The sequence below is a fragment of the Arthrobacter sp. TmtSoilC77 genome, from assembly GCF_059739415.1.
In genome coordinates this window covers 689,803-714,529 of the sequence record NZ_AP046050.1, presented here as the reverse complement: position 1 = coordinate 714,529, position 24,727 = coordinate 689,803, and the positions used below count along the sequence as shown (strand labels likewise).

23 protein-coding genes are annotated in these 24,727 nt (G+C 62.1%); 10 read left to right on the top strand and 13 right to left on the bottom strand.

From position 1 onward, the window contains the following. Positions 1–4: 4 nt before the first annotated feature. The 3 genes from AC6I99_RS03475 to AC6I99_RS03465 form a co-directional block, all read right to left on the bottom strand. Complete coding sequence (locus tag AC6I99_RS03475; RefSeq protein ID WP_497947259.1) at positions 5–430, bottom strand: ChaB family protein; 426 nt, start codon at positions 428–430, stop codon at positions 5–7. 92 nt (positions 431–522) lie between these two features. Next, entirely contained in the window at positions 523–1,191 is a 669-nt protein-coding gene (locus AC6I99_RS03470; RefSeq protein WP_497946687.1) for a response regulator, read from the bottom strand. Continuing rightward, the gene (locus AC6I99_RS03465; protein ID WP_497947261.1) at positions 1,188–2,783 is read right to left on the bottom strand and encodes a sensor histidine kinase; all 1,596 of its coding nucleotides are present in this window, start codon (positions 2,781–2,783) and stop codon (positions 1,188–1,190) included. The genes AC6I99_RS03470 and AC6I99_RS03465 overlap by 4 nt, the downstream gene beginning before the upstream one ends. 283 nt (positions 2,784–3,066) lie before the next feature. On the opposite strand from AC6I99_RS03465, the gene AC6I99_RS03460 reads away from it, so the two are divergent. The 5 genes from AC6I99_RS03460 to AC6I99_RS03440 all read left to right on the top strand — a co-directional run bounded on the left by AC6I99_RS03460 (position 3,067) and on the right by AC6I99_RS03440 (position 7,192). After that, positions 3,067–4,077, top strand: coding sequence for a Bug family tripartite tricarboxylate transporter substrate binding protein (locus AC6I99_RS03460; RefSeq protein ID WP_224094198.1), 1,011 nt, complete (start codon positions 3,067–3,069; stop codon positions 4,075–4,077). Then, positions 4,074–4,577, top strand: a complete 504-nt coding sequence (locus AC6I99_RS03455; RefSeq protein WP_224166358.1) for a tripartite tricarboxylate transporter TctB family protein — start codon at positions 4,074–4,076, stop codon at positions 4,575–4,577. Before AC6I99_RS03460 ends, AC6I99_RS03455 begins: the two co-directional genes overlap by 4 nt. Continuing rightward, positions 4,577–6,187, top strand: coding sequence for a tripartite tricarboxylate transporter permease (locus AC6I99_RS03450; protein ID WP_224094196.1), 1,611 nt, complete (start codon positions 4,577–4,579; stop codon positions 6,185–6,187). Before AC6I99_RS03455 ends, AC6I99_RS03450 begins: the two co-directional genes overlap by 1 nt. Further along, positions 6,184–6,576: a universal stress protein gene (locus AC6I99_RS03445; RefSeq protein ID WP_224094195.1), complete on the top strand. Its 393-nt coding sequence runs from the start codon at positions 6,184–6,186 to the stop codon at positions 6,574–6,576. The genes AC6I99_RS03450 and AC6I99_RS03445 overlap by 4 nt, the downstream gene beginning before the upstream one ends. An 85-nt stretch (positions 6,577–6,661) precedes the next feature. Next, positions 6,662–7,192: a GNAT family N-acetyltransferase gene (locus tag AC6I99_RS03440; protein ID WP_224094193.1), complete on the top strand. Its 531-nt coding sequence runs from the start codon at positions 6,662–6,664 to the stop codon at positions 7,190–7,192. A 49-nt stretch (positions 7,193–7,241) separates the two neighbouring features. Here the strand turns inward: AC6I99_RS03440 and AC6I99_RS03435 are convergent, their stop codons facing one another. Continuing rightward, entirely contained in the window at positions 7,242–9,377 is a 2,136-nt protein-coding gene (locus AC6I99_RS03435; protein WP_497946688.1) for an amylo-alpha-1,6-glucosidase, read from the bottom strand. 40 nt (positions 9,378–9,417) lie between these two features. Continuing rightward, on the bottom strand, positions 9,418–10,500 hold the full coding sequence (locus tag AC6I99_RS03430) for a glycosyltransferase family 4 protein (protein WP_497946689.1): 1,083 nt from the start codon (positions 10,498–10,500) through the stop codon (positions 9,418–9,420). A 219-nt stretch (positions 10,501–10,719) separates the two neighbouring features. Here AC6I99_RS03430 and AC6I99_RS03425 point away from each other — a divergent pair, with 219 nt between their 5' ends. Continuing rightward, positions 10,720–11,418 (top strand): DsbA family oxidoreductase, encoded by a 699-nt coding sequence (locus AC6I99_RS03425; RefSeq protein ID WP_497946690.1) that lies wholly within the window; start codon positions 10,720–10,722, stop codon positions 11,416–11,418. A 76-nt stretch (positions 11,419–11,494) separates the two neighbouring features. Here the strand turns inward: AC6I99_RS03425 and arfA are convergent, their stop codons facing one another. The 6 genes from arfA to AC6I99_RS03395 all read right to left on the bottom strand — a co-directional run bounded on the left by arfA (position 11,495) and on the right by AC6I99_RS03395 (position 18,242). Further along, positions 11,495–13,033, bottom strand: coding sequence for an arabinosylfuranosidase ArfA (gene arfA / locus AC6I99_RS03420; RefSeq protein WP_497946691.1), 1,539 nt, complete (start codon positions 13,031–13,033; stop codon positions 11,495–11,497). A gap of 48 nt (positions 13,034–13,081) precedes the next feature. Further along, a complete protein-coding gene (locus AC6I99_RS03415) occupies positions 13,082–13,978 on the bottom strand; it encodes a carbohydrate ABC transporter permease (protein ID WP_497946692.1) in 897 nt (298 codons plus the stop codon). 2 nt (positions 13,979–13,980) lie between these two features. Further along, on the bottom strand, positions 13,981–14,928 hold the full coding sequence (locus AC6I99_RS03410) for a carbohydrate ABC transporter permease (protein WP_497946693.1): 948 nt from the start codon (positions 14,926–14,928) through the stop codon (positions 13,981–13,983). 37 nt (positions 14,929–14,965) lie between these two features. After that, positions 14,966–16,300 (bottom strand): extracellular solute-binding protein, encoded by a 1,335-nt coding sequence (locus AC6I99_RS03405; RefSeq protein ID WP_497946694.1) that lies wholly within the window; start codon positions 16,298–16,300, stop codon positions 14,966–14,968. 182 nt (positions 16,301–16,482) lie between these two features. Further along, entirely contained in the window at positions 16,483–17,481 is a 999-nt protein-coding gene (locus AC6I99_RS03400; protein ID WP_497946695.1) for a LacI family DNA-binding transcriptional regulator, read from the bottom strand. 209 nt (positions 17,482–17,690) lie between these two features. Continuing rightward, positions 17,691–18,242 (bottom strand): hypothetical protein, encoded by a 552-nt coding sequence (locus AC6I99_RS03395; protein ID WP_497946696.1) that lies wholly within the window; start codon positions 18,240–18,242, stop codon positions 17,691–17,693. Positions 18,243–18,774: 532 nt separating this feature from the next. Here AC6I99_RS03395 and AC6I99_RS03390 point away from each other — a divergent pair. Beyond that, positions 18,775–20,187, top strand: coding sequence for an MFS transporter (locus AC6I99_RS03390; protein ID WP_224166347.1), 1,413 nt, complete (start codon positions 18,775–18,777; stop codon positions 20,185–20,187). A 183-nt stretch (positions 20,188–20,370) separates the two neighbouring features. Next, a complete protein-coding gene (locus tag AC6I99_RS03385) occupies positions 20,371–21,042 on the top strand; it encodes a TetR/AcrR family transcriptional regulator (protein ID WP_224094180.1) in 672 nt (223 codons plus the stop codon). A gap of 16 nt (positions 21,043–21,058) precedes the next feature. Here AC6I99_RS03385 and AC6I99_RS03380 read toward each other — a convergent pair whose 3' ends face one another. Together AC6I99_RS03380 and AC6I99_RS03375 are read right to left on the bottom strand one after the other, a co-directional pair. After that, the gene (locus tag AC6I99_RS03380) at positions 21,059–21,703 is read right to left on the bottom strand and encodes a LytR C-terminal domain-containing protein (protein WP_224166345.1); all 645 of its coding nucleotides are present in this window, start codon (positions 21,701–21,703) and stop codon (positions 21,059–21,061) included. Positions 21,704–21,725: 22 nt separating this feature from the next. After that, entirely contained in the window at positions 21,726–22,025 is a 300-nt protein-coding gene (locus AC6I99_RS03375; RefSeq protein ID WP_062069994.1) for a type II toxin-antitoxin system VapB family antitoxin, read from the bottom strand. A gap of 136 nt (positions 22,026–22,161) precedes the next feature. Here AC6I99_RS03375 and AC6I99_RS03370 point away from each other — a divergent pair, with 136 nt between their 5' ends. Continuing rightward, positions 22,162–23,082, top strand: coding sequence for a Cof-type HAD-IIB family hydrolase (locus AC6I99_RS03370; protein WP_224166344.1), 921 nt, complete (start codon positions 22,162–22,164; stop codon positions 23,080–23,082). A 47-nt stretch (positions 23,083–23,129) separates the two neighbouring features. Next, positions 23,130–24,719 carry a stealth family protein gene (locus AC6I99_RS03365; RefSeq protein ID WP_396133557.1) on the top strand — a complete coding sequence of 530 codons (1,590 nt, stop codon included), beginning with the start codon at positions 23,130–23,132 and terminating at the stop codon, positions 24,717–24,719. The last annotated feature ends 8 nt before the right edge of the window (positions 24,720–24,727 follow it).

The window sequence follows — 24,727 nt, the reverse complement described above, 5'->3', positions numbered from 1 at the left end:
AAGACTAGCCGCCCCGCGCTTTCCGGGTCGCGGCGTCGTTGGCTTTCTGCAGAGCTTCGACCAGCTCGTCCTTGCTCATTCTCGAACGGCCCTTGACGTCCAGTTCCTGGGCACGTTGATAGAGATGTTCCTTGGAGGCGTTGGCGTCCACTCCCCCGGCGGTAGGTTTCGTTGATTCAATGCCTTCTGCCGCGTGCTGGTCAGAAGGACCCCGTTCCTCCTTCGCCTCCCAGTGGTCGCCGACTTTCTCGTAGCTGTGCTTCACCGCCGCATAAGCGGTGCGGGCTGCCCGGCCCTCATCGTTGTCGTAGGTCTCCATGGCGGAGTCGTAGGTCTTGGCGAAAGTATCCTGGGCCTTCTGCTCGGAGCGCTGCAGAGTGGATGGGAGTTCGTCTTCGCGGGCATGATCGTTCTTGCCGGTCTTGGGCATAGTACTCACGCTCCTTTGTCAGAAAACCTGATCGTGGACGTGCATCCAGTTTATCAATTGATACCTGAGCCAGGCTGCCGGGGCCGCGCTCGTCACCTCCCCTTCAGCACATACCTTCTTTCGGGACGCCCGACGCCGTACTTGAGCCTGACTTCCAACGCACCTTCATCGTGGAGGTACTCAAGGTAACGGCGCGCACTCACCCGGGAGGTCCCCAATTGCTCGGCAACTTCGGCAGCGGAGACATCGCCGGGAGCCGATTTCAGCGCAGCTTCCACCAACTCAAGCGTCTCTACACTGCAGCCCTTGGGCAACGTCCGCTCGGACGCACCGAGCCCAAACACCCTGTTCACATCCGATTGCTCAGCCACGTCCTTGGAGGCGTCCAACCCTTGGTAGGCATTCAGGTAGTGCTGCAGGCGCTCCTGAAGATCAGCCTGCGAAAAAGGCTTAATAAGGTAATGGACAATGCCGCCGCGTAGTGCCTTGCGCACCGTCTCGGTTTCACGGGCCGCGCTGATCACCAGCACGTCGAGGTCCGGGGCAACGTCCCGGAGCTGATGCATCAGGTCCAGCCCGTTGATGTCCGGGAGATGGATATCCAACAGCACAAGGTCCGGTTGGAGCCGCTGCGTCTCAAGGATGGCCTGGGCGCCGGTGTGCGCTACACCCACGACGCCGAACCCAGGCGTCCGCTGGATGAAACCGGCGTGGACCTTGGCCACCATGAAATCGTCATCGACAATCAGTACTTTGATCACGGCTGCGCTGCCCCTTCGAAATCCGAATCGTGCTTGTTGAATCGTGCGGTGAAAACTGCCCCATGGTCGTTGGCTACTGTCAGGTCGCCACCGGACCGACGGCAGATCACCCGCGAGAGCGCCAGGCCGAAACCACGGGCATCGCCAGGTCCTGGCTCCTTCGTGGAAAAGCCCTGCCGGAAAATGTCCTCAGCGGCGTCGGAGGGCACACCTGGACCGTTGTCCCGGACGGTGACTGAAACACCGTCCGCTGAGTTGACCACCAACACACTCACCGCCGCCCCAACCAGCCCGGTAACGGCGTCGAACGCGTTATCCACCAGGTTGCCCACCACGGTGGTGAGGTCCCGGGACAGTTCCTCGTTGACGCGCGGGAGCCCGGACTGCGGGTCGATCTGCAGTTCCACGCCGCGCTCGGTGGCCAAACTGGCTTTGGCTATCAGGAGGGCTGCGAGCGCAGGGTCCTGGATGCGGCTGGTCACTTCGTCGTTAAGCCGGGTTCGGTCCACGGTGGCGCCGTTGACGAACTGCACCACGGAATCGTATTCGCCAATTTGGATCAGGCCGGAAATGACGTGGAGTTGGTTGGCGAACTCGTGGGCTTGGGCACGCAAAGTGTCCGTCACGGTTCTGGTGGCACCGAGTTCGCGCTCCAAGGATGACAACTCAGTACGGTCCCTCAGAGTTGTCACCGATCCGATGTCGCGCCCGCGGGAGCGGAGGGCCACCCTGTTCATGACCACCAAGCGGTCCCCCACGAGCACCAACTGGTCCGGGTCCGATTGTTCCCGGGTGAGTACCACTTTCAGCGCACGGTCCACGTGAAGTGAGGCGAGTTTCCGGCCCACACAGTCTGCGGGCAGTCCCAGGAGCTGGCGGGCGCTCTCATTTGCCACGGTAATCCGCTCGTGAGGATCAAGGGCAACCACCCCTTCTTTCAGGCCTTGCAGCATCGCTTCACGGTTTTCCACGAGCCCGGTGATCTCGCGGGGCTCCATTCCAAGGGTTTGCCGTTTGACGCGACGGGAGAGCAGGAGGGAACCGGCCACGCCCAGGACACTCGCAACGCCCAGGTAGGTGAGGAGGTTGGGCACCACGTCTTCCAGCCGTTCAAGGGCGGACGGATAGTTCCTGCTGATGGAGGCGATGCCGATCATGGTTCCGGAGTCGTCGAGCACCGGTACGTGTGCTGAGAGAACTTTGCCTTCATTGCCGGCAAGGACTCCGGTCCATGCCCGGCCTTCCTTGACCCTGCTGTCACCGAGCAGAAGCTGCTTGCCCAGCTGGCTGGGATCCGAGGAGGTCACCACTGTGCCGTCCAACTTTGCGAGTGCCACGTGGGAGGAACCCGAGACAGTCCGAATCGATTCGGCCACGGCCGGGAGGGAGGAGCCGTTTCGGGGTTCGGCAGTGGGCAAAAGGGCACGCACCGTGGGGTTGTTGCCCAAGGCCTCTGCCGCGGACAAGGCCCGGCGTCCTTCGGTGCGTTCGAAAGCAGCAGCAGATTGGGCCAGGGAGATAGCTACTACAGCGACCAGGACCGCCAGGACGATCAACAACTGCAGCACAAGGTACTGCCCGGCCAAGGACATTCCTCTTCTTCGAGTCACTGTTTGGATCCTTTGGTGATTCCACTATGCAAGGGCCGCTAACAGCTTCAAAAGTAGTCCGCCTTGGCGTATCGGAACTATACCCTAAGCACGCTGAGCACCAGCGGGGCCGGGTGCCATAAGAAGGCAAAGGCGTGAACGCAATGAACTTAAAGATCACTGCGAACACAAGAGTGATCACCGTCACGCCGGGACCTAGCATCAATTCACGGGGCACAACGCTGAGCGCCCTGCACAGAATTTCCATACTGAGAAGAGGAACACCATGCGCCAGATCCGCGCATTGCGAATCGCCGCCGTTGCCGCCGGCATCGCCCTGATGGCTACCGGTTGCGGCGCCACAGGTAAGAGCTCCACTGCTTCGTCCAGCTCCGGCGCTGCAGCCGGACCCATCACCGGCCTCCAGATCATGGTTCCCAATACTCCCGGTGGCGGTTACGACACCACGGCACGGGCCGCCGCCAAGGTCCTCGACGACGAGAAGATCGCCAACAACACGGAGGTCTTCAACCTCGCAGGTGCAGGCGGCACCGTGGGCCTGGCCCGGGTGGTCAACGAAAAGGGCAACGGGGACCTCGCCATGCTCATGGGCCTGGGCGTTGTGGGTGCCAGCTACACCAACAAGTCCGAGTCGAAGCTGACCGAAACCACCCCGCTGGCACGGCTCATTGAAGAGCCCGGCGCCATCATGGTCAGCAAGGACTCCCCGTACAAGACCATCGATGACCTCGTGAAGGCCTGGAAGGCAGATCCCGGATCCATCTCCGTGGGTGGCGGTTCCTCGCCTGGTGGTCCTGATCACCTCCTGCCCATGCAGTTGGCGGGCGCAGTTGGAATTGACGCCACGAAGGTCAACTATGTGGCATACGACGGCGGTGGAGATCTTCTTCCGGCCATCCTGGGCAACAAGCTTGGATTCGCGGCTTCCGGTGCAGGCGAGTACCTGCAGCAGATCAAGTCCGGTGAAGTTCGCGTCCTGGCCACCAGTGGCGAGAAGCGTTTGGAAGGTGTTGACGCTCCCACCCTGAAGGAGTCCAACATCGATCTGGTCTTCACCAACTGGCGTGGAATGGTGGCCCCTCCGGGCATCAGCGAGGATGACAAGAAGTCGCTGATTGCCGCCCTGGAGAAGATGCACGAATCCGCTGGCTGGAAAGAGGCCCTGAAGACCCACAGCTGGACCGACGCCTTCATCACCGGTGACGAGTTCCAGAAGTTCCTTACGGACCAGGACAAGCGGGTGGCGGACGTGCTCACCAAGCTTGGCTTGGCGTGAGCACTATAGCAACAGGCCTGAAAGGCCGCGCCGAGCTGGGGGTAGCCCTCCTGCTCGGCGCGGTAGGCGTCCTTGTCTTCCTTGACGCCAACGGCCTGGTAACCCCGTATTCGAAGTCGGACCCCGTAGGGCCCAAGGCGGTTCCCTTCATCGTTGCCGGTCTTCTGGTGGTCTGCGCAATTTTGCTGGCCATCAACGTACTGCGTGGCGGCAAAGGAGAAGTGGAAGGCGGCGAGGACATTGACCTCGCACACCCCGCCGACTGGAAGACCGTGCTCCCCCTTGCAGGAGCCTTCATCCTGAATATCCTGCTCATCGACTGGGCGGGCTGGGTCATCTCCGGCACTGTCCTGTTCTGGGGCAGCGTGCTGGCACTTGGCAGCCGGCACTATGTCCGCGACGGCATCATCTCCGTTGCGCTGGCCCTGGCCACCTTCTACGGCTTCTACCTTGGCCTTGGCATTGCACTGCCGGCCGGACTCCTGGAAGGAATCCTCTGATGGACGTCTGGTCCTCTTTGATGGACGGTTTCGCCACCGCCCTCACCCCCCTGAACCTTCTGTACGCAATGATCGGCGTGCTCCTGGGAACGGCCGTTGGCGTTCTGCCAGGGCTCGGCCCGGCCATGACTGTGGCACTGCTGCTTCCGGTTACGGCCGCCCTTGAGCCCACCAGCGCCTTCATTATGTTCGCCGGCATCTATTACGGCGGCATGTATGGCGGCTCAACAACCTCCATCCTGCTGAACACGCCCGGCGAGTCTTCGTCTGTTGTCACGGCCATCGAAGGCAACAAGATGGCGAAAGCCGGGCGGGCAGCCCAAGCGCTCGCGACTGCGGCCATTGGTTCCTTTATTGCCGGCACCATCGGTACGGCGCTGCTGGCAGGACTTGCACCGTTGGTGGTTCAGTTCGCCGTGAGCCTGGGCGCACCGAGTTACTTCGCCATCATGATCCTCGCCTTGCTGGCCGTCACCGCGGTCCTGGGTTCCTCCCGGCTCAGGGGCTTTGCCTCCTTGGGACTGGGGCTGGCCATCGGTTTGGTGGGCATTGACTCCGTTACCGGCCAGCGCCGCCTGACATTCGGCCAGCCGATGCTGGCCGACGGCCTGGATATCGTGGTGGTGGCAGTGGCCATCTTCGCCGTGGGTGAAGCATTGTGGGTCGCCGCGCACTTGCGGCGTTCACCGCTTCACATCATTCCTGTCGGACGGCCCTGGATGGGCAAGAAGGACTGGGCCCGCTCCTGGAAACCCTGGTTGCGTGGCACGGCCTTCGGCTTCCCGTTTGGTGCACTTCCCGCCGGTGGTGCCGAGATCCCCACGTTCCTCTCCTATGTCACCGAGAAACGGCTGACAAAGCATCCGGAGGAGTTTGGCAAGGGAGCCATCGAAGGCGTCGCGGGCCCGGAAGCAGCCAATAACGCTGCAGCCGCCGGAACCCTGACCCCAATGCTTGCCCTCGGATTGCCCACCAACGCCACAGCTGCCGTCATGCTCGCAGCGTTCACCTCGTACGGCATCCAGCCCGGCCCGCAGCTGTTCTCCAGCCAAGGTCCCCTGGTGTGGGCGCTCATCGCCAGCCTCTTCATCGGCAACCTGCTGCTCCTGCTCATCAACCTGCCACTGGCACCCCTGTGGGCAAAACTGCTGCAGCTTCCCAGGCCCTACCTCTACGCCGGCATTCTCTTCTTCGCAACGTTGGGCGCCTACTCGGTGAACCTGCAGGCGTTCGACCTGGTGATCCTGCTGGTGCTCGGAGCCTTGGGATTCATGATGCGGCGCTTCGGGCTACCTGTATTGCCCCTGATCCTGGGCGTCATCCTCGGTCCGCGCATCGAAGGCCAGCTGCGCAGGACTCTCCAGCTGTTCGCCGGTGACCCCGCCGGGCTGTGGAGCGAGCCGATCGCCGTCGTCGTCTACATCATCGTGGCTATCGTTATCCTCTGGCCGCTGCTCTTCAAGCTGGTCCGCCGCAACCGTCCGGTGCCAGCCAGCGTGGTCCCGGCCCACCCCAGCGAAGTGCTCCTCAAGGAGGACGCCGCCATCCAAGCTGACGAAAACAGTACCCGGATCCACCACAACAGCCACCACAACAAGGAGAAGCCATGACCATCGTGGTGGGCTACGTCCCCACGCCCGAGGGCGAAGCCGCATTGACCCAAGCCATTGCCGAAGCGAAGAAAAACAACGACACCCTGTTGGTGATCAACTCTTCCAAAGGGGACGCCTTGGTGGATAACAGGTACGCCCAGGAACCGGAGATCCAGACCATCGAGGAACGCCTTGCCCTCCAAGGCATCGAGCACATCATCAAGCAGCCCGTCCGTGGCCATGATGCCGCTGCTGAGGTACTGGATGCGGCCGACGAGCACAACGCGGAGCTGATTGTGATTGGCCTCCGCCGCCGCAGCCCGGTTGGCAAGCTGATTATGGGCAGTGTCTCGCAGAGGATCCTGCTGGAGGCGGACTGTCCTGTGCTCGCCGTGAAAGCAGACTAAGCGTAAACCAGAAGATTGTGCCGGCTAATGCCCTTAAGATTCGTTCTTAGGGGCATTAGCTATACACAACTCCAAGGGGGACCACGTGGCCGAGACCATCCGCACAGCAACAACTGACGACGCCGGCAAGCTGGCCGAGCTTGCGGCCGTCACCTTCCCGCTGGCGTGCCCGCCCGGCGCCTCACCAGCTGACATCCAGGCCCATCTCGAGAAGACGCTCGCCGAGGCGAACTTCCTGGATTACCTCGCCGATCCGCACATCACGGTTTTGGTGCTCGACGACGACGGTCAGCTCAACGGGTACACCATGCTGATTGCCAAGCCTGCTAGCGACCCGGATGTAGCCTCTGTGCTCTCGGCGCTCCCCTCCACGGAACTCAGCAAGTGCTACGTCCACCCGGACCACCACGGCCAGGGAGCCGCATCCCGCCTCATGAAGGCCTCAGTCGCGGACGCTGCGGAAAGGGGTGCGGCAGGAGTCTGGCTTGGCGTGAACAGTGAAAACGCCAAGGCGATCCGCTTCTATGAAAAGAGCGGTTTCCAGAGGGTGGGCACCAAGTCCTTCAAACTGGGCGACACCGTGGAACATGACTTCGTCATGGAGCACACGCTCTAGCCAGCACCCGTTCTAGCCAGCAGCCGGGCAATACCCAGCACCCGGGCAGTTAGCCGAACAAGTCACCAGCCAGTGGCGGCCGGGGGTCGGAGCGCAGCTGCAGGCCGGCTGGCAGTCCCGTCACCGTGCCGTTTCCCGAGGACGCCTGGATCGTGATCCGCGAGCGCCCCAGCAGCACGTTTTCTGCCTTGAACTCCCCAAACGAGTCCGGGAGGATAGGCGCCAGGTGGAGCACTTTCCTGGTGAAATCGGGGTCGAACCGCAGGAGTATGCGAGCCAGCTGAATAGGGGCCGCAGCCGCCCACGCCTGGGGGGAACACGCCGTCGGATAGGGCACCGGCTCCGGAAAGTCCGAGCGGTCAAAGCCGCAGAAAAGTTCCGGAAGCTGACCGCCGAAGTGCTCCGCGGCGTCGAACAGTCCGCTCGCCACGCGGCTGGCTTCCTTCACGAAGCCATAGCGCATGAGTCCGGTGGCCACGACCGCGGTATCGTGCGGCCAGACCGAGCCGTTGTGGTAGCTGACAGGGTTGTAAGCGCCCATGTCCGAACCAAGGGTGCGGATCCCCCAGCCCGTGAACATTTCAGGTGACATCAGCCGCTCGGCCACAAGTGCAGCCTTGTCCTCGTCCACAATGCCCGTCCACAAACAGTGGCCCATGTTGGACGTGCAGGAATCCACGGGTTTCTTGTCCTTATCCAGGGCAAGGGCGAAATAGCCTTTGTCCGGCAGCCAGAAAGACTCGTTGAATGCCTCCTTGAGCGCTTCCGCCTGGTCCGCGCAACGGCGTTCGACGGCGGTATCGCCCGCGGCGCGCGCCAGCAGCGAACGCCCAACGTAGGCTCCATAGGCGTAAGCCTGGACCTCACATAGGGCGATGGGTGTTTCAGCGATCGTGCCGTCGGCGAAGTTGATGCCGTCCCAGGAGTCCTTCCACCCTTGATTGATCAGGCCGTGGGTGTTGGGGCGTTGGTATTCGATGAACCCGTCGCCATCCCGGTCGCCGTATTTTTCCATCCAGGAGATAGCACGGTCTGCGTGGGGAAGGAGGGAATCGATGATGTCCGACCCCAGACCCCACCGGCTGAGTTCGCCAAGCAGCATGACGAAGAGCGGAGTTGCATCGATCGTTCCGTAGTAGGCGGTTCCGCCCAAGGAGAGTCCGGCCGTGACTCCCAGCCTCACCTCGTGGGGCATGCGGCCGGGTTCTTCCTCGGAGTCGACGTCCACTTTGCTGCCTTGAAGCCCGGCCAGTGTTTGCAGCGAGCCGGCCGCGAGTCCTGGGTCCACCATGAGTGACATGTAGGACGCCATGATCGAGTCGCGTCCAAAGAGCGCCATGAACCAGGGCGCCCCTGCTGCAACGGCAGCACGCCCAGGGTGCTCGTGGTCGAAGATCCGCAACGAACCAAGATCGCTCTGGCTTCGTTCAAGGACTTCCTCCACGTTCCTGTCCGTGACGGCGATCCGGGGAACGTGCTCCGCCCAGGCCATATGCCGGCGGACGCCAATCGTGTGATGCAGGGCGGTGGTTTCCGTAAACGGCTCGTCCGGCCCCTTTCCATTGATCAGGGGAATGGCAATGACGCTGGTGCTCCATTGGCTGCGGGCCGGGATGGTGACATGGAATGTCAGTCCTTCCGGGTTCGCTTTGGCTCCCGAAGCCCGGAACGCCACGCCGCGACGTTCCCCGTTCGCGTGCACGGCCTCGATATGCAGTTCCTTTTTGCGGGCCGTTTTCTCAGTGGCTCCTGCCCTGCTTGCCCGGCCACCTTTGACATCGAAAAGGTCGGCGAGGTCGGCGTCGATGAGCAACTCGATTTCGCACGGCGCCGGCTGGCCCGAGTAGTTCCGGATGGTGAGGTCATCGCGCAGGCCAGCGCCCACGTGCCGGTGGTGCTGGACCACCAGGGGACTGTCAAAACGACCATCGCTGGAGCACGCCCGGCCAACGTATTCGGCTTGGAAGGCGGTGCGGTTGGTGGTGACCAGGGGCTCTCGGAGGGCTCCGTTGATCCTCAGGATCCAGCGGGAGACGATCCGGGTGTCCTGGTAGTAGGTGCCCTGGGAGCCGCCGCCGTGGATGTCACCGGAATGCGAGGAGATGCAAAAGGATGAACCTTCGACGACGGTCACGGCACCCAGCTCGGAAGCGCCTGCCTCCGTATCAGCGTTCCAAGCAGTCATGGCCCACGAAGCCTTCCTCGGGAAATGTCCTGCTTATCGATCACAGGTTGATGGGGGCTTGCCTCTGATTGTCTTGCAACTTGCCGTTGCCGGGAAGGCCTCCGGCCTTGAATTCTTCGATGACCGTGGCATAAAGCTGCAGATGGTCCGCCGCCATCCGTGCTGCATTGAAATACACATCCACGGTACGCCGGCACTCTGCACGGCTAAGCTCTTGCACGTCCTGTACAAACCCTGCGAGTTCATTGGTCTGCGCCAGATATCCTGTGACGCCATGCCGGACTATTTCCGGTGCCGCGCCCATCGGAGTGGACAGTACGGGTGTTCCGGTGGCCAGCGACTCGATCATGACCAGCCCGAACGGTTCATGCCATTGGATGGGGTTGATCATGGCCATCGCTCCGCCCATCAGTTCGTACTTCTCCGGGTCTGAGAGTTCGCCCAGGAATTCTTCCTGGGAACCAAGGACCGGCTCCACGACGTCGTGGAAGTAGTCCTGCTCATCCTTGGCATGCATCTTGGCAGCGATGCGAAGCGGCACCCCGGCCTCACGGGCAACGGCCACCGCCTCCAGCAGGCCCTTGTCCGGGCACATGCGTCCGACAAAGCATGCATATCCGCCGGTGCCGTCTCCGACGGAAACGGTGGACAGATCCAGGCCATGGTGGATGACGGCCGAAATTTGAAGGTCGGAGATGCGGCTGCATTGATCATGCGAAATGCCAATGATCGCGGTGTCCTGGGCCATATCCCGGTAGAGCCCTGCATACCTCGGTGTCAGCGGGCCATGGACGGTGGTCACCACGGGAACACCCGGCGGCCGGTGGGCGTAGAGAGGTCCGGCAAGGGTGTGGTCGTGAATGATGTCCACGTCCTTCATGCCGGCATAAGCCTTGATGACGTGGTGTAACTCGCTGAGCGTCAGCCCCAGCTCTTCAGGCTCGCTGGGCCCGAAGCCCCGCAGCAGCGGAACGGGGCAGGTGCTGTCAGACGCCGCCGCCAGGAGTACGTCATGCCCTGCATCGGATAAGGCGCGGGCCAAGGCATCCACAACCCGTTCCGTGCCGCCATACCGTTCCGGGGGCACTGTGAACCATGGTCCAACGATGAGTCCAACGCGCATGCTGAAGGCCTCCACAAATATGCGAACCCGCACACGGGGTTCAACCTCGTGTTCATCGCGGCCCCAGACACACGCGATTCTTCGGGACGAAGAGCGCCCCACCGGCTGACTGCATAACCTGCTTCACACATTAGGCTGGGCACGCCAGCCCCGGCAATGGGTGACGAAAATAACAGACTTTTCCGGAATGCGCGCGAGGCCCTCGAAGTTGACCACAGCATGAAGATTGAGATCTGGTCTGACGTCGCGTGTCCCTGGTGCTACATCGGCAAGCGCCGCTTTGAGACTGCCCTGGCACAGTTCCCCCACCGTGATTCCGTAGACATCGAGTGGAAGAGCTACCAGCTGGACCCCTCAATCCCCGGGCACTATGACGGCACGGAATTGGACTACCTGAGCAAACGCAAGGGCCTGGCTCCCGAGCAGGTCAAGCAGATGTTCGCCCACGTCACGGAGACCGCCAAGGGCGAGGGCCTGGACTATCACTTCGACAAGGTAGTAGTTGCCAACAGCTTCACGGCCCACCGCCTCATCCACCTCGCCGCCGCCCATGGCCGCCAGGATGCCGCCAAGGAACAGTTGCTCAGCGATCACTTTGAGCACGGTGAGGACATCGGCAACCAGGAGTACCTCACGAAACTTGGCGCCGCTCTGGAACTGCCGGCCAACGAGGTCGCAGAGCTGTTCACGACCGACAAATATTCGGACGCCGTCAACGAGGACATCAATGAAGCCCGCGCCATCGGCGTCACCGGTGTTCCGTTCTTCGTGATCGACCGCAAGTACGGCATCTCCGGAGCCCAGCCGGCGGAGCTCTTCAGCGAGGCGCTGAACCAGGCGTGGCAGGAAGCCAATCCCCTGATCCCCGTGGGCGCATCCGACGCCGAAGCCTGCGGCCCTGACGGCTGCAGCATTTAACGCAACGCGGGGTCACTTAGGGCCCATGTTGGCTGCCAACATGGGCCCTAAGTGACCCCGCGTTGTTTCTAAGCGGCTAGTTTTTCACAACCTCAAGCTCGACGACGGCCCAGGACAATGCGGGCAGCGTCAGCCGGAGTTCCGAACCAGTCGCTTTGACGCCTTCCAGCGGCTTCAGGCCGACCCGGCCCTGTTGGTCCTGCGTGTTGATGGTGAACCTGTCACCGCCCTCGGGGATCTCCAGGACTTCGGCGCGGAGCACCTGGCGCGCGTCGAAACCTCGAAGGGCTGCCTCGACGTCGGCCGCTTCTTCCAGCCCGCGGTTGGCGAAGAACAGCGCAACGCGCCCCGTTTCCTCGTTCCACGTGGCGCTGACATCCACAAGGTCCGTGCCGCCGAACCGCGCATTCTCGTATTTGTCCGAGTCCACGGAAAGCCGCAGGATCTGGCCCTTGGCAAGCTCGGCCATCCGGGCGAACGGGTGGAAGATGGTCTGCTTCCACGCCGGCCCGTTCTCTTCCGAGAGGATCGGTGCGATCACGTTGACAAGCTGCGCCTGGTTGGCGATCTTGACGCGGTCGCCGTGGCGGAGCAGCGAGTTGAGCAGGGTCCCCACCACCACTGCATCCGTCACGTTGTACTTGTCCTCGATGACGCGGGGGTGCTCGCGCCACGGGGCCTTGACGATGTTGCTCAACTGGTCCTCGGTGTCCCGCCCACGCTGGTACCAGACGTTCCATTCGTCGAAGGACAGGCTGATGTGCTTCTTGTGCTTGCCCTTCGCCCGAACGGCGTCCGCGGTGGCGATCACTGACTCGATGAAGTAGTCAGTATCGACGGCGGACGCCAGGAAGCTGCCGACGTCGCCTTCTTCTTCGAAGTAGTAGGCGTGGAGGGAAACGTAATCCACTTCGTCGTAGGTGTGGGTAAGGACCGTCTGCTCCCAGGCACCGAACGTAGGCATCCGGGAGTTGGAACTGCCGCAGGCCACCAATTCAATGTCCGGGTCCACGAAGCGCATGGCCTTGGCCGCTTCCTGGGCAAGCCGCCCATACTCCTCGGCGGTCTTGTGGCCGATCTGCCAAGGACCGTCCATTTCGTTGCCCAGGCACCACAGCTTGATATCGAACGGGTCCTTGTGGCCGTTCTTGGCGCGGAGATCGGACCAGTAGCTGCCACCAGGGTGGTTGGCGTACTCGACGATCTCGCGGGCAGCATCCACTCCCCTGGTGCCCAGGTTGATGGCTTCCATGATTTCCGTGCCGGCCTGCTTGGACCAGTCCACGAACTCGTGCAGGCCGAAAGCATTCGTTTCAACGGTGTGCCAGGCTCCGTCCAGGCGGCGGGGCCGGGTTTCGCGCGGGCCGATGCCGTCTTCCCAGTTATAGCCGGAGACGAAGTTGCCGCCGGGGTACCGGATGACAGTTGCACCTAGTTCCTTGACCAGCTTCAGGACGTCCTGCCGGAAGCCGTTCTCGTCGGCCTCAGGGTGGCCGGGTTCGTAGATGCCGCTGTAGACACAGCGGCCCATGTGCTCCACGAAGGAGCCGAAGAGGCGCCTGGGTACCTCGCCGATGGTGAAATCTCGATCGAGGGTGATGCGTGCGCGGGACATTTATCTCCTTGGTTGTGTTCTGAAACAGTTGGTGGCGAAGGTGCCGGATCAGGTTCCGGCGAGTCCCGTCGTCGCGACGCCCTTGATGATCTGGCGTTGGAAGAACAGGAAGACAACGATGAGCGGCAAAGCTGCCAGCAAGGCAGACGCCATGTTCTGCGCGTACTGGACGCCGTAGGCGCTCTTGATGGTTTGCAGGCCCACCGGGAGGGTCAGCAGGGAGTCGTCGTTGGTGGAGATGAACGGCCAGAGGAAGTTGTTCCACGCACCGATGAACACGAAGATCGCGACGGCGGCCAGGATGGGCCGGGACAACGGCAGAATGATCTGCACGAAGATCCGGAGACGGCTGGCACCGTCCATCACTGCCGCTTCTTCAAGTTCATGCGGGATCTGGTCGAAGAACTTCTTGAGTACGAACACCATGGCGGGGTGAATCACCTGCGGCAGGATGATGGCCCACGAGGTATCGATCATTTTGAACGCAAGCATTTGGTAAAAGAGCGGAATCATCAGCACGGGTGGCGGGACAATGATGGCTGCGATGATCACGACCATCAGGACCTTCTTGCCTTTGAACTCGATCCTTGAGAGTGCGTAAGCAATGAGAGCCGAGATCACCAGTGTGATTGCCGTGATGGCCGCGGAAGTGTAGAGCGAGTTCCACGTCCAGAGCGGGATGTTCCCTGCCTGGAACACATTGACGAAAGCGTCAAAGGTAAAGCCCGACGGCGGGAACCAGCTGACCTTGGACGCTGACGCATCCGCTTCGGACTTGAATGCAGTAACCGTGGCCCAAGCGAACGGAATCAGCCAGAGGACCGCAATTAAGGCGGCCGCCGTGACTGCCGCGATCTTGCCCACTGTCAGCTTTTTGCGCGGCTGCCGTATGACTTGGCGGCTACCGCTGGCTGGGGTCGAACGGGTGAGGGTGGTGGTTGCCATGGCTATACGCTCCTGCGGCGGGTGATGACGAACTGCAGCGCGGAAACCAGCACGATCAGTCCGAAGAAGATGTAGGAGATAGCTGCGGAATATCCCAGCCTGTATCCGGTGAACCCGGTTTCGAAGATGTACTGGACCACGGGACGGGTAGATCCGCTCGGACCCCCGCCGGTCATCTGGTAAATCTGGTCAAAGACCTTCAGGGAAGCCAGGATCTGGAGCAACACAATCATCACGGTGGTGGGCGTGAGCTGCGGCAGCGTGATGGAGAAGAATTGCCTCCACGCGCCGGCACCGTCCAGTGACGCTGCTTCATAGTGCTGGACGGGGATGTTCTGCATTGCCGCCAGGTAGAGCAGGAAGTTGAAGCCAACAGTCCACCAGAGTGTCGCGATCACGATTGACCACATGGCCACATTGGGATCATTAAGCCACCCCACTTTTGCTATGCCGAACTTTGAGAGGAAATCGTTGATCAGGCCTATCTGCGGGTTGTACATCCAGACGAAGAACAAGGACACAACCGTGGAGGCCAACAGGAACGGGGCAAAGTAGGACAGCCGCCACAGCCACTGGGCTGGAAGGCCGATGTTCAAGAGAGCCGCCATCACCAACGCAACCAGCACCAGGGGAACTGTGCTGATGACCGTGAAGTACAACGTGTTGCCCAGTGAACGCCACATGCCGGCATCGGCAAAGGCTTCGGCGTAGTTGGCAAAACCGATGAGGGTGTCGTTGGCGCCTGTCAGGGATTTGCCCGTGAGGCTCATGTAGAAGCCGTACAGAATAGGCCAAATGAGGAATACGAGGAAGAACGTCAGGAAGGGCGCTGCAAATGCCCACCCGTTCAGGGTGTCCCTGCTTCTTCGCAGAGATGGCCCGGCCTTGGTGCCTGGGCTCGGTGTTGTCCGTGGTTGGCTGGTCTGCCGGGACAGTGTAGAGGAACTCATGAAGGACTCCTTTTGTCGCTCGGTGCGCTGATGCCGGTCAGACCGGATTGGGTCGGGAAAGAAGGTCGTTGGTGCGGGCCACGAATCCATCCCACCCTGTGCTTGCTTTGTCCCGACCCAGAAGCACGTTCTGGATGTGCTCGGCAAAGTAGGTCTGCCAATCCGACCCCGAGCCGCTGAACCAGGAGTCGGGATCGTAGTTGATGATGTCCGCCGCGTTGGCGTAGTGGATCTGAGGCGTGAGCTCCCCGTAGGCTGGCGATTGAACCACCGGCTGGAACGCAGGGATATGGCCTGCCTCAGCCCACAACAGCGAACCCTTCAGAACGTCACTGACGAACTTGTACGCATCCTTCCGTTTCACTTCATCGACGGCGAGCTGCCGCGGGAGGACGAAGGAATGCGAATCGGCGTAAGAGGCGGGTGTCCCATAAAGAGTGGGGATGGTGACGGCGTCAAACGGCAATTTTGCTTTCTTCATGGTGGGCAGTTCCCAGCCTCCACTGAAGAGCATTCCCGAATCGCCACGGACGAATTCTGCAATGCCGGTGTTGATGTCGACGCTCCTGGCCGCGATGGTGTCGTCGAAGAGCGAGGCCATGAATTCCAGTGACTCTATGGCAGCGTCCCTATCCGCCTCCATCTGCCGGCCGGGCGTGAGGACAATTTCCGCTCCGTGCTGCTTGTAGAGCGTGTAGAACAGCCGCCACATCTGCGAGCCCAGGTTCAGGTAGCCAAAGGACAATCCGTGGGCCTTGGTGACTTTTTGCATCTCCAGTGCCATGGCCTTGAACTCATCGGGCGAACTGACCTCCTGCAAGAGGCCGTTGCTTTCCAGGAGCCCCGCTTTGCCGGCTATGTCCGTGTTATAGAACATGATGAACGGGTGGGAGTCCAGCGCCAAGGAGAAGACTTTTCCGCCTTGCTGGCCCTTTTCCCAGATGCGCGGCGCGAAGTTCTCCGGTGTGATGCCGTTCTCCGCCAGCAGCCCCAGATCCCAGGGCTCTATGAGGCCGCCCGGGGCATATCCCGGGACTCGGCTGGCGTGCATAATGGCTACCTCTGGAGGCCGGCCCCCGGCAGATGCCATGGCCAGCTTGGTGTAATAGGGCGGGCCCCATGCCAACACGGTGGGGTGGACCTTGAAGCCGGAATTGGCTTGGTTGGCATTGGCGATCATCGCTTGCATCTTGGTACCGTCGCCGCCGGACAAGAGATGCCAGAAGCCGATCTCCCTGACTTCGCCGGCTTGGGCCGCGCCTCCGCAGCCTGTGAGGCTGGTGGCCAGAAGCCCGCCGCCGAGGAGGGCCGATCCAGTCAATAACTGTCTCCGGGACAACTGTTTCCCGGTCAATGATTCAAACTGCTTCACCCGTAACTCCTTTGGAAGGGTGGCTGAAAAGGACACAACTGCTGCGCAAAATCCGGCTTCGGTGCATCCCCACTGCCGGGTAAAGGGTGGCCCGGGGGTGACGCGGCTCTCACATTACATCGTTGTAATAGTGGAGGCAAGAGAAAATTGTTAGCGCGAACAGTTTATTGTGGAAGGCCTCTTCAGCGGCTGCTGTCCCGCTCCACAATGCTGTAGTCAACGGTGACAACACGTTGCCCCTGGCCCCTGTCCGCCATTCGCTCGGTGAGGAGGCGCAGGGCTTCGGTGGCGATGGTTCGTTTATCGAAAGACACCGTGGTCAGGGAGGGAACCGCGTAGCGCCCATCCATGACGTCGTCGAAACCAGCCACCGCTATATCGTCAGGAACACGGGCGCCCTTCTTCCACAGCGCATTGAGGGCGCCAATGGCCAGCGAATCCGTGAAGCAGAACAACGCCTCAGGCAGCGGGTTGGATTCCAGGTAATGCATCAGGGATTCGGCGGCGGAGCCAGGAGTCCATTGACCGCAGGAGATCAGCAAGGATTCATCCAGCGGAATCCCCAACTCCGCAAGCGCAGCCTCGTAACCCTGTCTCCGTTGGATCGAGGTGGCAGACTGCCTGGTCTTGTTGATACCCAGCACGGCGATGCGCCGGCGTCCGGGCTTGGCCAGGGCAAGCGTCATATCGCGCGCCGCCGCGAAACTGTCCACGTAAACCCGGTCCGCAAGCTCCTGGGTCACTTCGCCCAACAGGACCACAGGAGGCAAAGCCACCCCAACCTTCACGGCACTTTCATCCAGCACCACAGGGTTGAGAATCAGGCCGTCAATGAGGTTGGAGCGCGCACGGGTCATCAGCTCATGCTCGCGCTGCGGATCCGAACCTGTTTCCTCGATCTGGACGCTCCAGCCCTGCTCATGGGCTACTTCCACAATGTTCTGGGCTATCTCAGCCGAGAACGGGGTGGCCAGATCCGGCAAGGCCAGCGCGATTACACCCGAGCGGCCGTTGCGGAGTCCGCGCGCGGAAAGGTTGGGCACGTAGTCGAGCTCCTGCATTGCTTGCTCAACCCTGAGCCGCGTTGGAGCGCTGACCGGCACGATTCCGTTCATGACGTTCGAGACGGTTTTCGGCGATACTCCCGCGCGGCGCGCCACATCCTTGACCGTTGCCCGCAACAGTCCCCCTCATGAATTTAGTGTCCGGTTCACACGATGTTACGCGAGTCTGCGTATACCTCATGCGCCGGGGACGGGCGGGTTCCAACGACGGTCACAACCGATTTGCTATGAGCACACATCGTAAATGGCCAGCTCGGGGATGACTGGTGCGGGTCAACGCGGCACTCCTTCAGCCGCCCGCTCAGCGTTCAGCCTGCGGGCAGTTCTCATCCGTCAACGACGGACATCGGTAGGCCGCCCCCATGCACGGTAGGGGCGATGCTGTCCAGCTGCCAGCCGTCCCCAGATACCCGGAATGTCGCGATCTGCGGCAGCGAGTAGCCCGATGGGACGCTGCTCGGCCCATTCGCTGTCGAGGATTGGTGCTCCTCGGTCAATTCCTTGAACCGGACGCTTGCCTCCGAACCGGTCACCTCGACCGACTCCACCGTTACCTTCGTCGAAAAGGACGTGTACCAGAAGCCCATTGACTTGAATCCGGCCTTTGACCGAGCCACCACTTCGAGGTCGCGGTCGCGCTTGGACCGGTAGGCCGCCGTCATCCGCCCCTCGGCAAGGCGCGGGGCGGGGGGAGTGTCGAGGACTGTGCCGTTTCGATCCTCGACCGCAGCCTTGATGGTGGCCACGAGCTCGGACGACGACGGGCCGGGCACGGATTCGGACGACCCCACTGCGGGCGGCCGGGCGGCCGGCTGGCACCCGGCGAGGGCGAACCCGAGCACAGCCACCACGGTGACCATGTACGGCGAGTACTTCACCGTGCTCCCCCTTGCCCTGGATGTCAACACAGCCTGCCGCGCCGAACCCACCCCAGTCAATGGGGCCCAGTGACGGCCCTGTCCTCCGCAAAGATTCTCCGCAGGCGGTCCGCTACGCACCCCCCAACTCGTATGACGGCGGTCCGGACCCTGCCCCGATTCATGCAGACCGCGGTGAGTTAACGGATACAACGAATTAACCTCTCAGGCTCTTGACCGGGACGGGTCGCGCCCTTAGAGTTTTCTGATATATGAGTCATATGTCACACGTCGCCGACCTCGACTCCAGGTTTTTGGTCCCGATGGGTCGGCGCGAGGGTGCCGGTAACGACGGCCTTGGCATATCCGTCTCGAAGAGCAGTGATACATGACGACGCCGAAATCATCTCGCGTCCTGCGGCCGTACCGGCTGGCATCGAGCCAGCCGGCATCGGTCCACCGGGCGCTAAGGGCTGCGGCTGTCCGAGCATCTAAGCAACGGCGCTCTGGTGCCGTCAGCGGTCTGCGCTGAACCAGAAGGGAACAAATCTCAATGATCCATCCGACCAGGACGACGGCCTCCGTCGACACCCCCATACCAAAAGAGACCAGCTCCAAGTTCAAACGCCGCTTCATGGTGCGGCTTGTCGCGGTCTTCATCGGCGGGATGTTCCTCGACGGCTACATTCTCGGAATTATTGGCCCCGTCACCGGACTCATGCGGTCAGATCTCCAGCTCGACGCACTATCGCTGGGCATGATCGCCGCAGGTCCGCTGGTTGGTATCTTTGTCGGCTCCCCGCTGGCCGGCTGGGCCACTGACAAGTTCGGACGCAAACCCATGTTCCTCGTGGACATGGGCCTGTTCCTGTTCGCCTCGGCGGCCCAGTTCTTCATAACCTCCGGGGACGGGGCCGTGATCCAGCTTGCCGCCATCCGGTTCCTCATGGGCGTCGCGATCGGTGGCGAATACTCAATCGGCGGGCCGTTGCTATCAGAGTTCTCCCCTCCGAAGCTCCGCGGGCGATTGCTCGGGCTGACCCTGGTCGCCTGGTACGTCGGTTTCATGATGGCATTCATCATCGGCACGCTCCTGCACGACGCCGGCACCCCCTGGCGCCTGGTACTCGGCACGAGCACGATACTCGCACTCGTCCTGTTCCTCGCCCGCATGGGCCTCCCCGAATCGCCGAGCTGGCTTATTACGAAGGGTCGGCATCAGGAAGCACTCGCGATCGCACGCAGATACGTCGAATCGCCCCAGATGCACGACAGCATCACCGGAGAGATGGATCTGAGGATGATCCAGGAGGCCGAAGCCGCGAAGAGCGGGACCAAAATCAAGAACGCCTCCTTCGGAATGCTGTTCTCGAGGCAGAACTGGCGCGCCACCGTATTCACTGCAGGTTTTTGGTTCTGCGCGGTCACTCCGTACTTCGCAATCGCGACCTTCGCCGACGAGGTGCTCAACCAATTCGGCTTCGGCGGCGGCTGGGCCGGTGGAGTCGGCCTGTCCGCACTTGCGGTCGCGGGCGTTGTCACCAGCGTACTTCTGATTGACAAGCTCGGTCGCCGAATCCTCACTGTGCCCGGGCAGTGGCTCTGCGCGGGCATCCTGCTGGTCATCGGAGTCTGGGCGGACGCACCAGCAATCCTCGTGCTCGTCCTGTTTCTCGCCTTCTCCTTCTTCAATGCCGGCTACACCACAATGACCCAGGTCTATCCGGCCGAGGTATTCCCCGGCCACCTGCGTGGCGTCGGCATGGGCTTCGCCGCGTCCTTCAGCCGCATCGGAGCCGCACTCGGCACCTTCGCCCTGCCCTGGGCGATCGCCAACATCGGCATGGGCGCAACCATGGTCGTAGCCGCCGCCGTCGCATTACTCGGCGCAGCCCTCTCGCAATGGCTCGCGCCTGAGACCAAGGGGCGCACCCTCGCCGAGATCTCAGCAGACTTCTCCCACTGACACTTGGACTGCGCGGTGACCTGGAGCAGAAGCTAGGAGCCATCATTCTTTTCCTGGTTGGGTAGGCGTGCCTACAGCACAGCTGTAGGCACGCCTACCGTCCATTCAGACCCGGCCCCCTAGTTAGGGATACACGTACACAAGCTGGCAGGACTTGGTGACACATCACTGTAAAGTGTCTATATGCCCAGGATCACGGCCGCCACGAACGCTGCCCAACGCGCCGAGACCCAACGCCGTATTCTGACCGCCTTCGGTGAACTCCTCTTCACCCACGGGCTGCCCGGCCTCACCATGACCGACGTCGCGCGCCACGCAGGCGTTGGCCGCACCGCCGTTTACAACTACTACGCAGACATGGAGCAGTTGCTCATCGCGTACGCGCTGGATGAAACCGAGCGCTTCATCGTGGACCTTCGGGATTCGCTGGCAGCCCTTGAAAACCCAGTGGACAGGCTGGCCCTCTACGTCCGCGCCCAGGTGGAGGACCTCAGCCGCCGCCACCTACCGCCAGGCCCAGCGATGGCCGCCGTTCTTTCCCCGGCCTCGTTCGCGAAGCTCGCGGACCACGTGGGCGAGCTCAACGTCCTCCTCCAGGACATCCTCACTGACGGCGTCCAGCAGGGCTACCTCCCGGACACTGATGTCGCCCAGTTGGCGCGGCTCATTCACGGCACACTGTCTGCCAGTGCCGCACGACGCAACCGAACGCCCGACGGCGAGACACCCCCGCCTGCCCCAGCCTCCGACGTCGAGCCCCAGACGGCGCAAACGGTTCGATTCATCCAACTGGGCGCGGGAGCGAAGTTCGACGAAGCGGGCAAGCCCGTCCGCCTGGATGCACTGACGCTCTAACTACCAGGCCTGCGACCTACTGCGCGGGGCGGGTGGGGATGATCGGCCACCGGGAGTTGTCCGCGATCCTCAGGTCCTCGCGCGGACAGCTGAGTTTGCCCGGAGTCTGGTCCACGAGTTGCGGTTCAACCAAGCCCTGAAAGCCCCGGGTGAGGACCACGTCCACTGATTCGTCTTCGCGGTTGTCCTGGAAGTAATCCGTTCCGGCCAAATTCCGCTGGACGTTGAATGCGGCTGCCTGGCCCTTGACTCCCGAGACCACCACCCCGATTCCCGAGTACGCGGTGTCGCTGTTGTCCACCGAAAGGACCTTGTACCCCCGTGCTGTGAACTCGTCGGCGACAGTATTAGCCAGCCCTGCCCGCGAGGTGGCATTGAAGACGTTGATGTTCACGGTTTCGTTCGGCACGTAGTCGAATGTAGTGGTGGGGCACAGGCTGGTTGGCGCTTTGCTGGCGATCGCCGTGGGAATCCTGATGACACCATTCATGATGGCCCAGGCACCAACTGCTCCGGCTGCTATGACGCCTACCAGCAGGACAAGGACAATGGCGTGAAAGACGCGGCGCCGGAAGCGGCTGCGTTGGGCACGGGCGTCCTCGGCGAACGTGGCGCGAAGCTCAGGGCCGGTCACCACATGGTGGCCGTGCAACTGCGTCACATCTTTGGGACGCTTGCCCTGCCTAGCCATCGATTACCAATACGCGTGCGTGAATGGCCGTCCTCTGGTGGAGCGCGGTCCGGACTGCCCGATGGAGCCCATCTTCGAGGTACAGAACGCCCTGGTACTGGACCACGTGCGGGAACAAATCCCCAAAAAATGTTGAATCTTCTGCGAGCAATGCCTCCAGATCCAGGGTGCGCTTGGTGGTAACAAGTTCATCGAGGCGAACGGGCCGCGGTGGAAGGGCAGCCCAGTCACGCGGCGCGGAATATCCATGGTCAGGGTACGGGCGTCCCTCGCCCACAGCTTTGAAGATCACCCTGCAAGCCTATGGAAGATGCTGCGCTAACGGAACTTGTGACCCCCGGCACACGCAGGTTGTGGCCAAACGGTGACTATCCGACGTCAGGCGTCATAGCTGTGATGCACACCTCGGGGACTGACAGAATAGGGGCATGACTCAATCGCTCCAAGGTACCGACCGGACCGCTGCCCACACGGCCCCAGCCCTCGCGCTGCTGCTGGACGTCGACGGCCCCATCGCCAGCCCTGTAACGCGTGACGTCAAGCCGGATATCATCGCGGACCTCGTGGCGCTGGCTTCGGCCGGCATCCCCGTCATCTTCAACACGGGCCGCTCGGACGCCTTCATCAGCGAACAGGTCATGGGGCCGATGATCGAGGCCGGCATGCCGGCCGGTACCATCATCCACGCCATCTGCGAGAAGGGCGCCGTCTGGTTCAGCTACACAGCTGCCGGCCCCGGACCCATCCACGTGGACCACGAGCTCGCCGTGCCCAAGGCCTACGGGGATGACATCCGCAGGCTCGTCGCCGAGGACTACTCCGCGCACATGTTCTTCGATGAGACCAAGCGCGCCATGGTCTCCGTTGAGCAGCACCTTGACGTGGCCAGCGAAGATTACCTGGCCGAGCAGAAACTCTTCGACGCAGATGCCCTGAACATCATGGGCCGCCACGGCCTCAACGCAGCCATCCTGGACCACCACGCCCCGGAGTCCGATGACACGGTGGACTACCGCCTGGACCCCACCATTATTTCCACGGACATCGAATCCGTCCGCTTGGGCAAGGACCTTGGCGCCAGCCGGGCAGTGGAAATGTTGGCCGCCCAGGGAATCACCCCGCTCTCCTGGCGCACCGTGGGTGATTCCCGTACGGACTACGCCATGGCAGACTGGCTTCACCACAACGACCACGATGTGAAGCACGTGGACGTCCGGCCCGCAGACGGCGTTCCGGTGAAGCCTTACACCATTCTTACCGCCGCCGACCTCGAGCTGGCGGACGACGTCATTCACGACGACGCCGGCGGAGCCTTCCTGCGCAGCTGGCGCGAGGCCCTCGCCATCTAGACTCCCGCATTCCCCAGAAACGACTCACAACAGTACGGAGAAAAGCCATCACGCAAGCACAGGTCGATCCGATTTACCACGGCAGCCCCACCGTAGAGGAAGATGCGATCGCCGAGGCGGTCTCACCTGCCGTCGTTGCCCACCTGAAGCACAGGTCCGACGTCGTCCGTCACCGCGGGCGGTACGCCCTCCTTAACGGTGACCTCACGCCCCAACAGGCAATGGTTGCTGACCTGCTGGCCATCCGCGCCGCGTTGGACGCCGCCGGCGTGGACTTCATCCTGGTGCGCGGCAACGACGAAAGGCCGGTCATCGCCGTCGACTGGGAGTCGCGCAAGGACGTTCGCGAGGCACTGGTTGCTGCCTTCCGCAATGAGCCGTTCTACTCCATGACTGTCGATGCCAAGAAGAAAACCTCTGTGCTGGTTGCAGATGGCGAACTCTCGGCCAACCGGAAGGCACGGATCTTCCGCCTGTACCGGCCCAGGGTGGAACTCGGCGGCGGCCTTTGGTACGGCCCTGCCCTCGGTGTCCAGCTGGAACTGTGGAGGTTCGAAGGCGACCACCTTGAACTCCCCGTGGAGAATTCCCTGACCCGGCGCACCATGCTGCGCCAGGACGCCGTTCGCGGTACCGTGCAGCGCCATGGCCTCACTTGGCCGACCATCGAGAACATGTTCGCGGACCATGCCAGCGACATCGACTTCGACATCGACATCGTCTTCTCGTGGGTGGATGGCAGCGACCCCGAATACATCGCCAGGAGACGCGCCCAGCAGGCTGGTGCTGTCCTCGGCGAGGGCGACGACCATGAGGCACGCTTCCGGCAGATCAACGAGCTGAAGTATGCACTGCGCTCGGTCCACATGTTCGCACCGTGGGTGCGCCGGATCTTCATTGCCACCGATTCGCCCACCCCGGCATGGCTTGCCGACCACCCCTCGGTCACGATCGTGCGCAGCGAAGAGTTCTTCGCCGATCCGTCAGTACTGCCCACCCACAACTCGCAAGCAGTGGAGTGCCAGCTGCACCACATCGAGGGATTGTCCGAACACTTCCTCTACTCCAACGACGACATGTTCTTCGGCAGGCCCGTGGGCCCGGACATGTTCTTCACGCCCGGCGGAATCACCAAGTTCATCGAGGCTGACACCCGGATCGGGCTCGGCGAGAACGATGCCGAACGCAGTGGCTTCGAAAACGCTGCACGCGTCAACCGCAAGCTGCTGTGGGAACGCTTCGGACGGATCACCACCAGGCACCTGGAACACACGGCCGCTCCCCTGCGCCGGAGCGTGGTGGCCCAGATGGAGCACGAATTCCCGGCTGAGTTCTCCAAGACCGCGGCCAGCCGCTTCCGCGCTGCGGACAACATCTCAGTAACCAACTCGTTCTACCACTACTACGCGCTGCTCACCGGCAAGGCCGTGACCCAGACCAACGCCAAGGTCCGCTACGTCGATACAACGCAGTGGTCCGGACTGCACTACCTTCCAAAGCTGCTGGCCAAACGGCACATGGATCTCTTCTGCCTCAACGATGGCAGCTTCCCGGAGGTTGAAGCGGACGAACGTGCGGAGCTGGTAACCGACTTCCTGGAGAAATACTTCCCCGTCAAAGCCCCCTGGGAGAAATAGAAAGCCTG

Bases quoted from the DNA above. Each gene is read 5' to 3' on its own strand.
- AC6I99_RS03450 (WP_224094196.1), top strand. From the start codon at position 4,577: ATGGACGTCTGGTCCTCTTTGATGGACGGTTTCGCCACCGCCCTCACC.
- arfA (WP_497946691.1), bottom strand. From the start codon at position 13,033: ATGTCCCGCGCACGCATCACCCTCGATCGAGATTTCACCATCGGCGAG.
- AC6I99_RS03410 (WP_497946693.1), bottom strand. From the start codon at position 14,928: ATGAGTTCCTCTACACTGTCCCGGCAGACCAGCCAACCACGGACAACA.
- AC6I99_RS03435 (WP_497946688.1), bottom strand. From the start codon at position 9,377: ATGACTGCTTGGAACGCTGATACGGAGGCAGGCGCTTCCGAGCTGGGT.
- AC6I99_RS03460 (WP_224094198.1), top strand. From the start codon at position 3,067: ATGCGCCAGATCCGCGCATTGCGAATCGCCGCCGTTGCCGCCGGCATC.
- AC6I99_RS03390 (WP_224166347.1), top strand. From the start codon at position 18,775: ATGATCCATCCGACCAGGACGACGGCCTCCGTCGACACCCCCATACCA.
- AC6I99_RS03425 (WP_497946690.1), top strand. From the start codon at position 10,720: ATGAAGATTGAGATCTGGTCTGACGTCGCGTGTCCCTGGTGCTACATC.
- AC6I99_RS03430 (WP_497946689.1), bottom strand. From the start codon at position 10,500: ATGCGCGTTGGACTCATCGTTGGACCATGGTTCACAGTGCCCCCGGAA.
- AC6I99_RS03415 (WP_497946692.1), bottom strand. From the start codon at position 13,978: ATGGCAACCACCACCCTCACCCGTTCGACCCCAGCCAGCGGTAGCCGC.
- AC6I99_RS03370 (WP_224166344.1), top strand. From the start codon at position 22,162: ATGACTCAATCGCTCCAAGGTACCGACCGGACCGCTGCCCACACGGCC.
- AC6I99_RS03445 (WP_224094195.1), top strand. From the start codon at position 6,184: ATGACCATCGTGGTGGGCTACGTCCCCACGCCCGAGGGCGAAGCCGCA.
- AC6I99_RS03475 (WP_497947259.1), bottom strand. From the start codon at position 430: ATGCCCAAGACCGGCAAGAACGATCATGCCCGCGAAGACGAACTCCCA.
- AC6I99_RS03385 (WP_224094180.1), top strand. From the start codon at position 20,371: ATGCCCAGGATCACGGCCGCCACGAACGCTGCCCAACGCGCCGAGACC.
- AC6I99_RS03465 (WP_497947261.1), bottom strand. From the start codon at position 2,783: ATGTCCTTGGCCGGGCAGTACCTTGTGCTGCAGTTGTTGATCGTCCTG.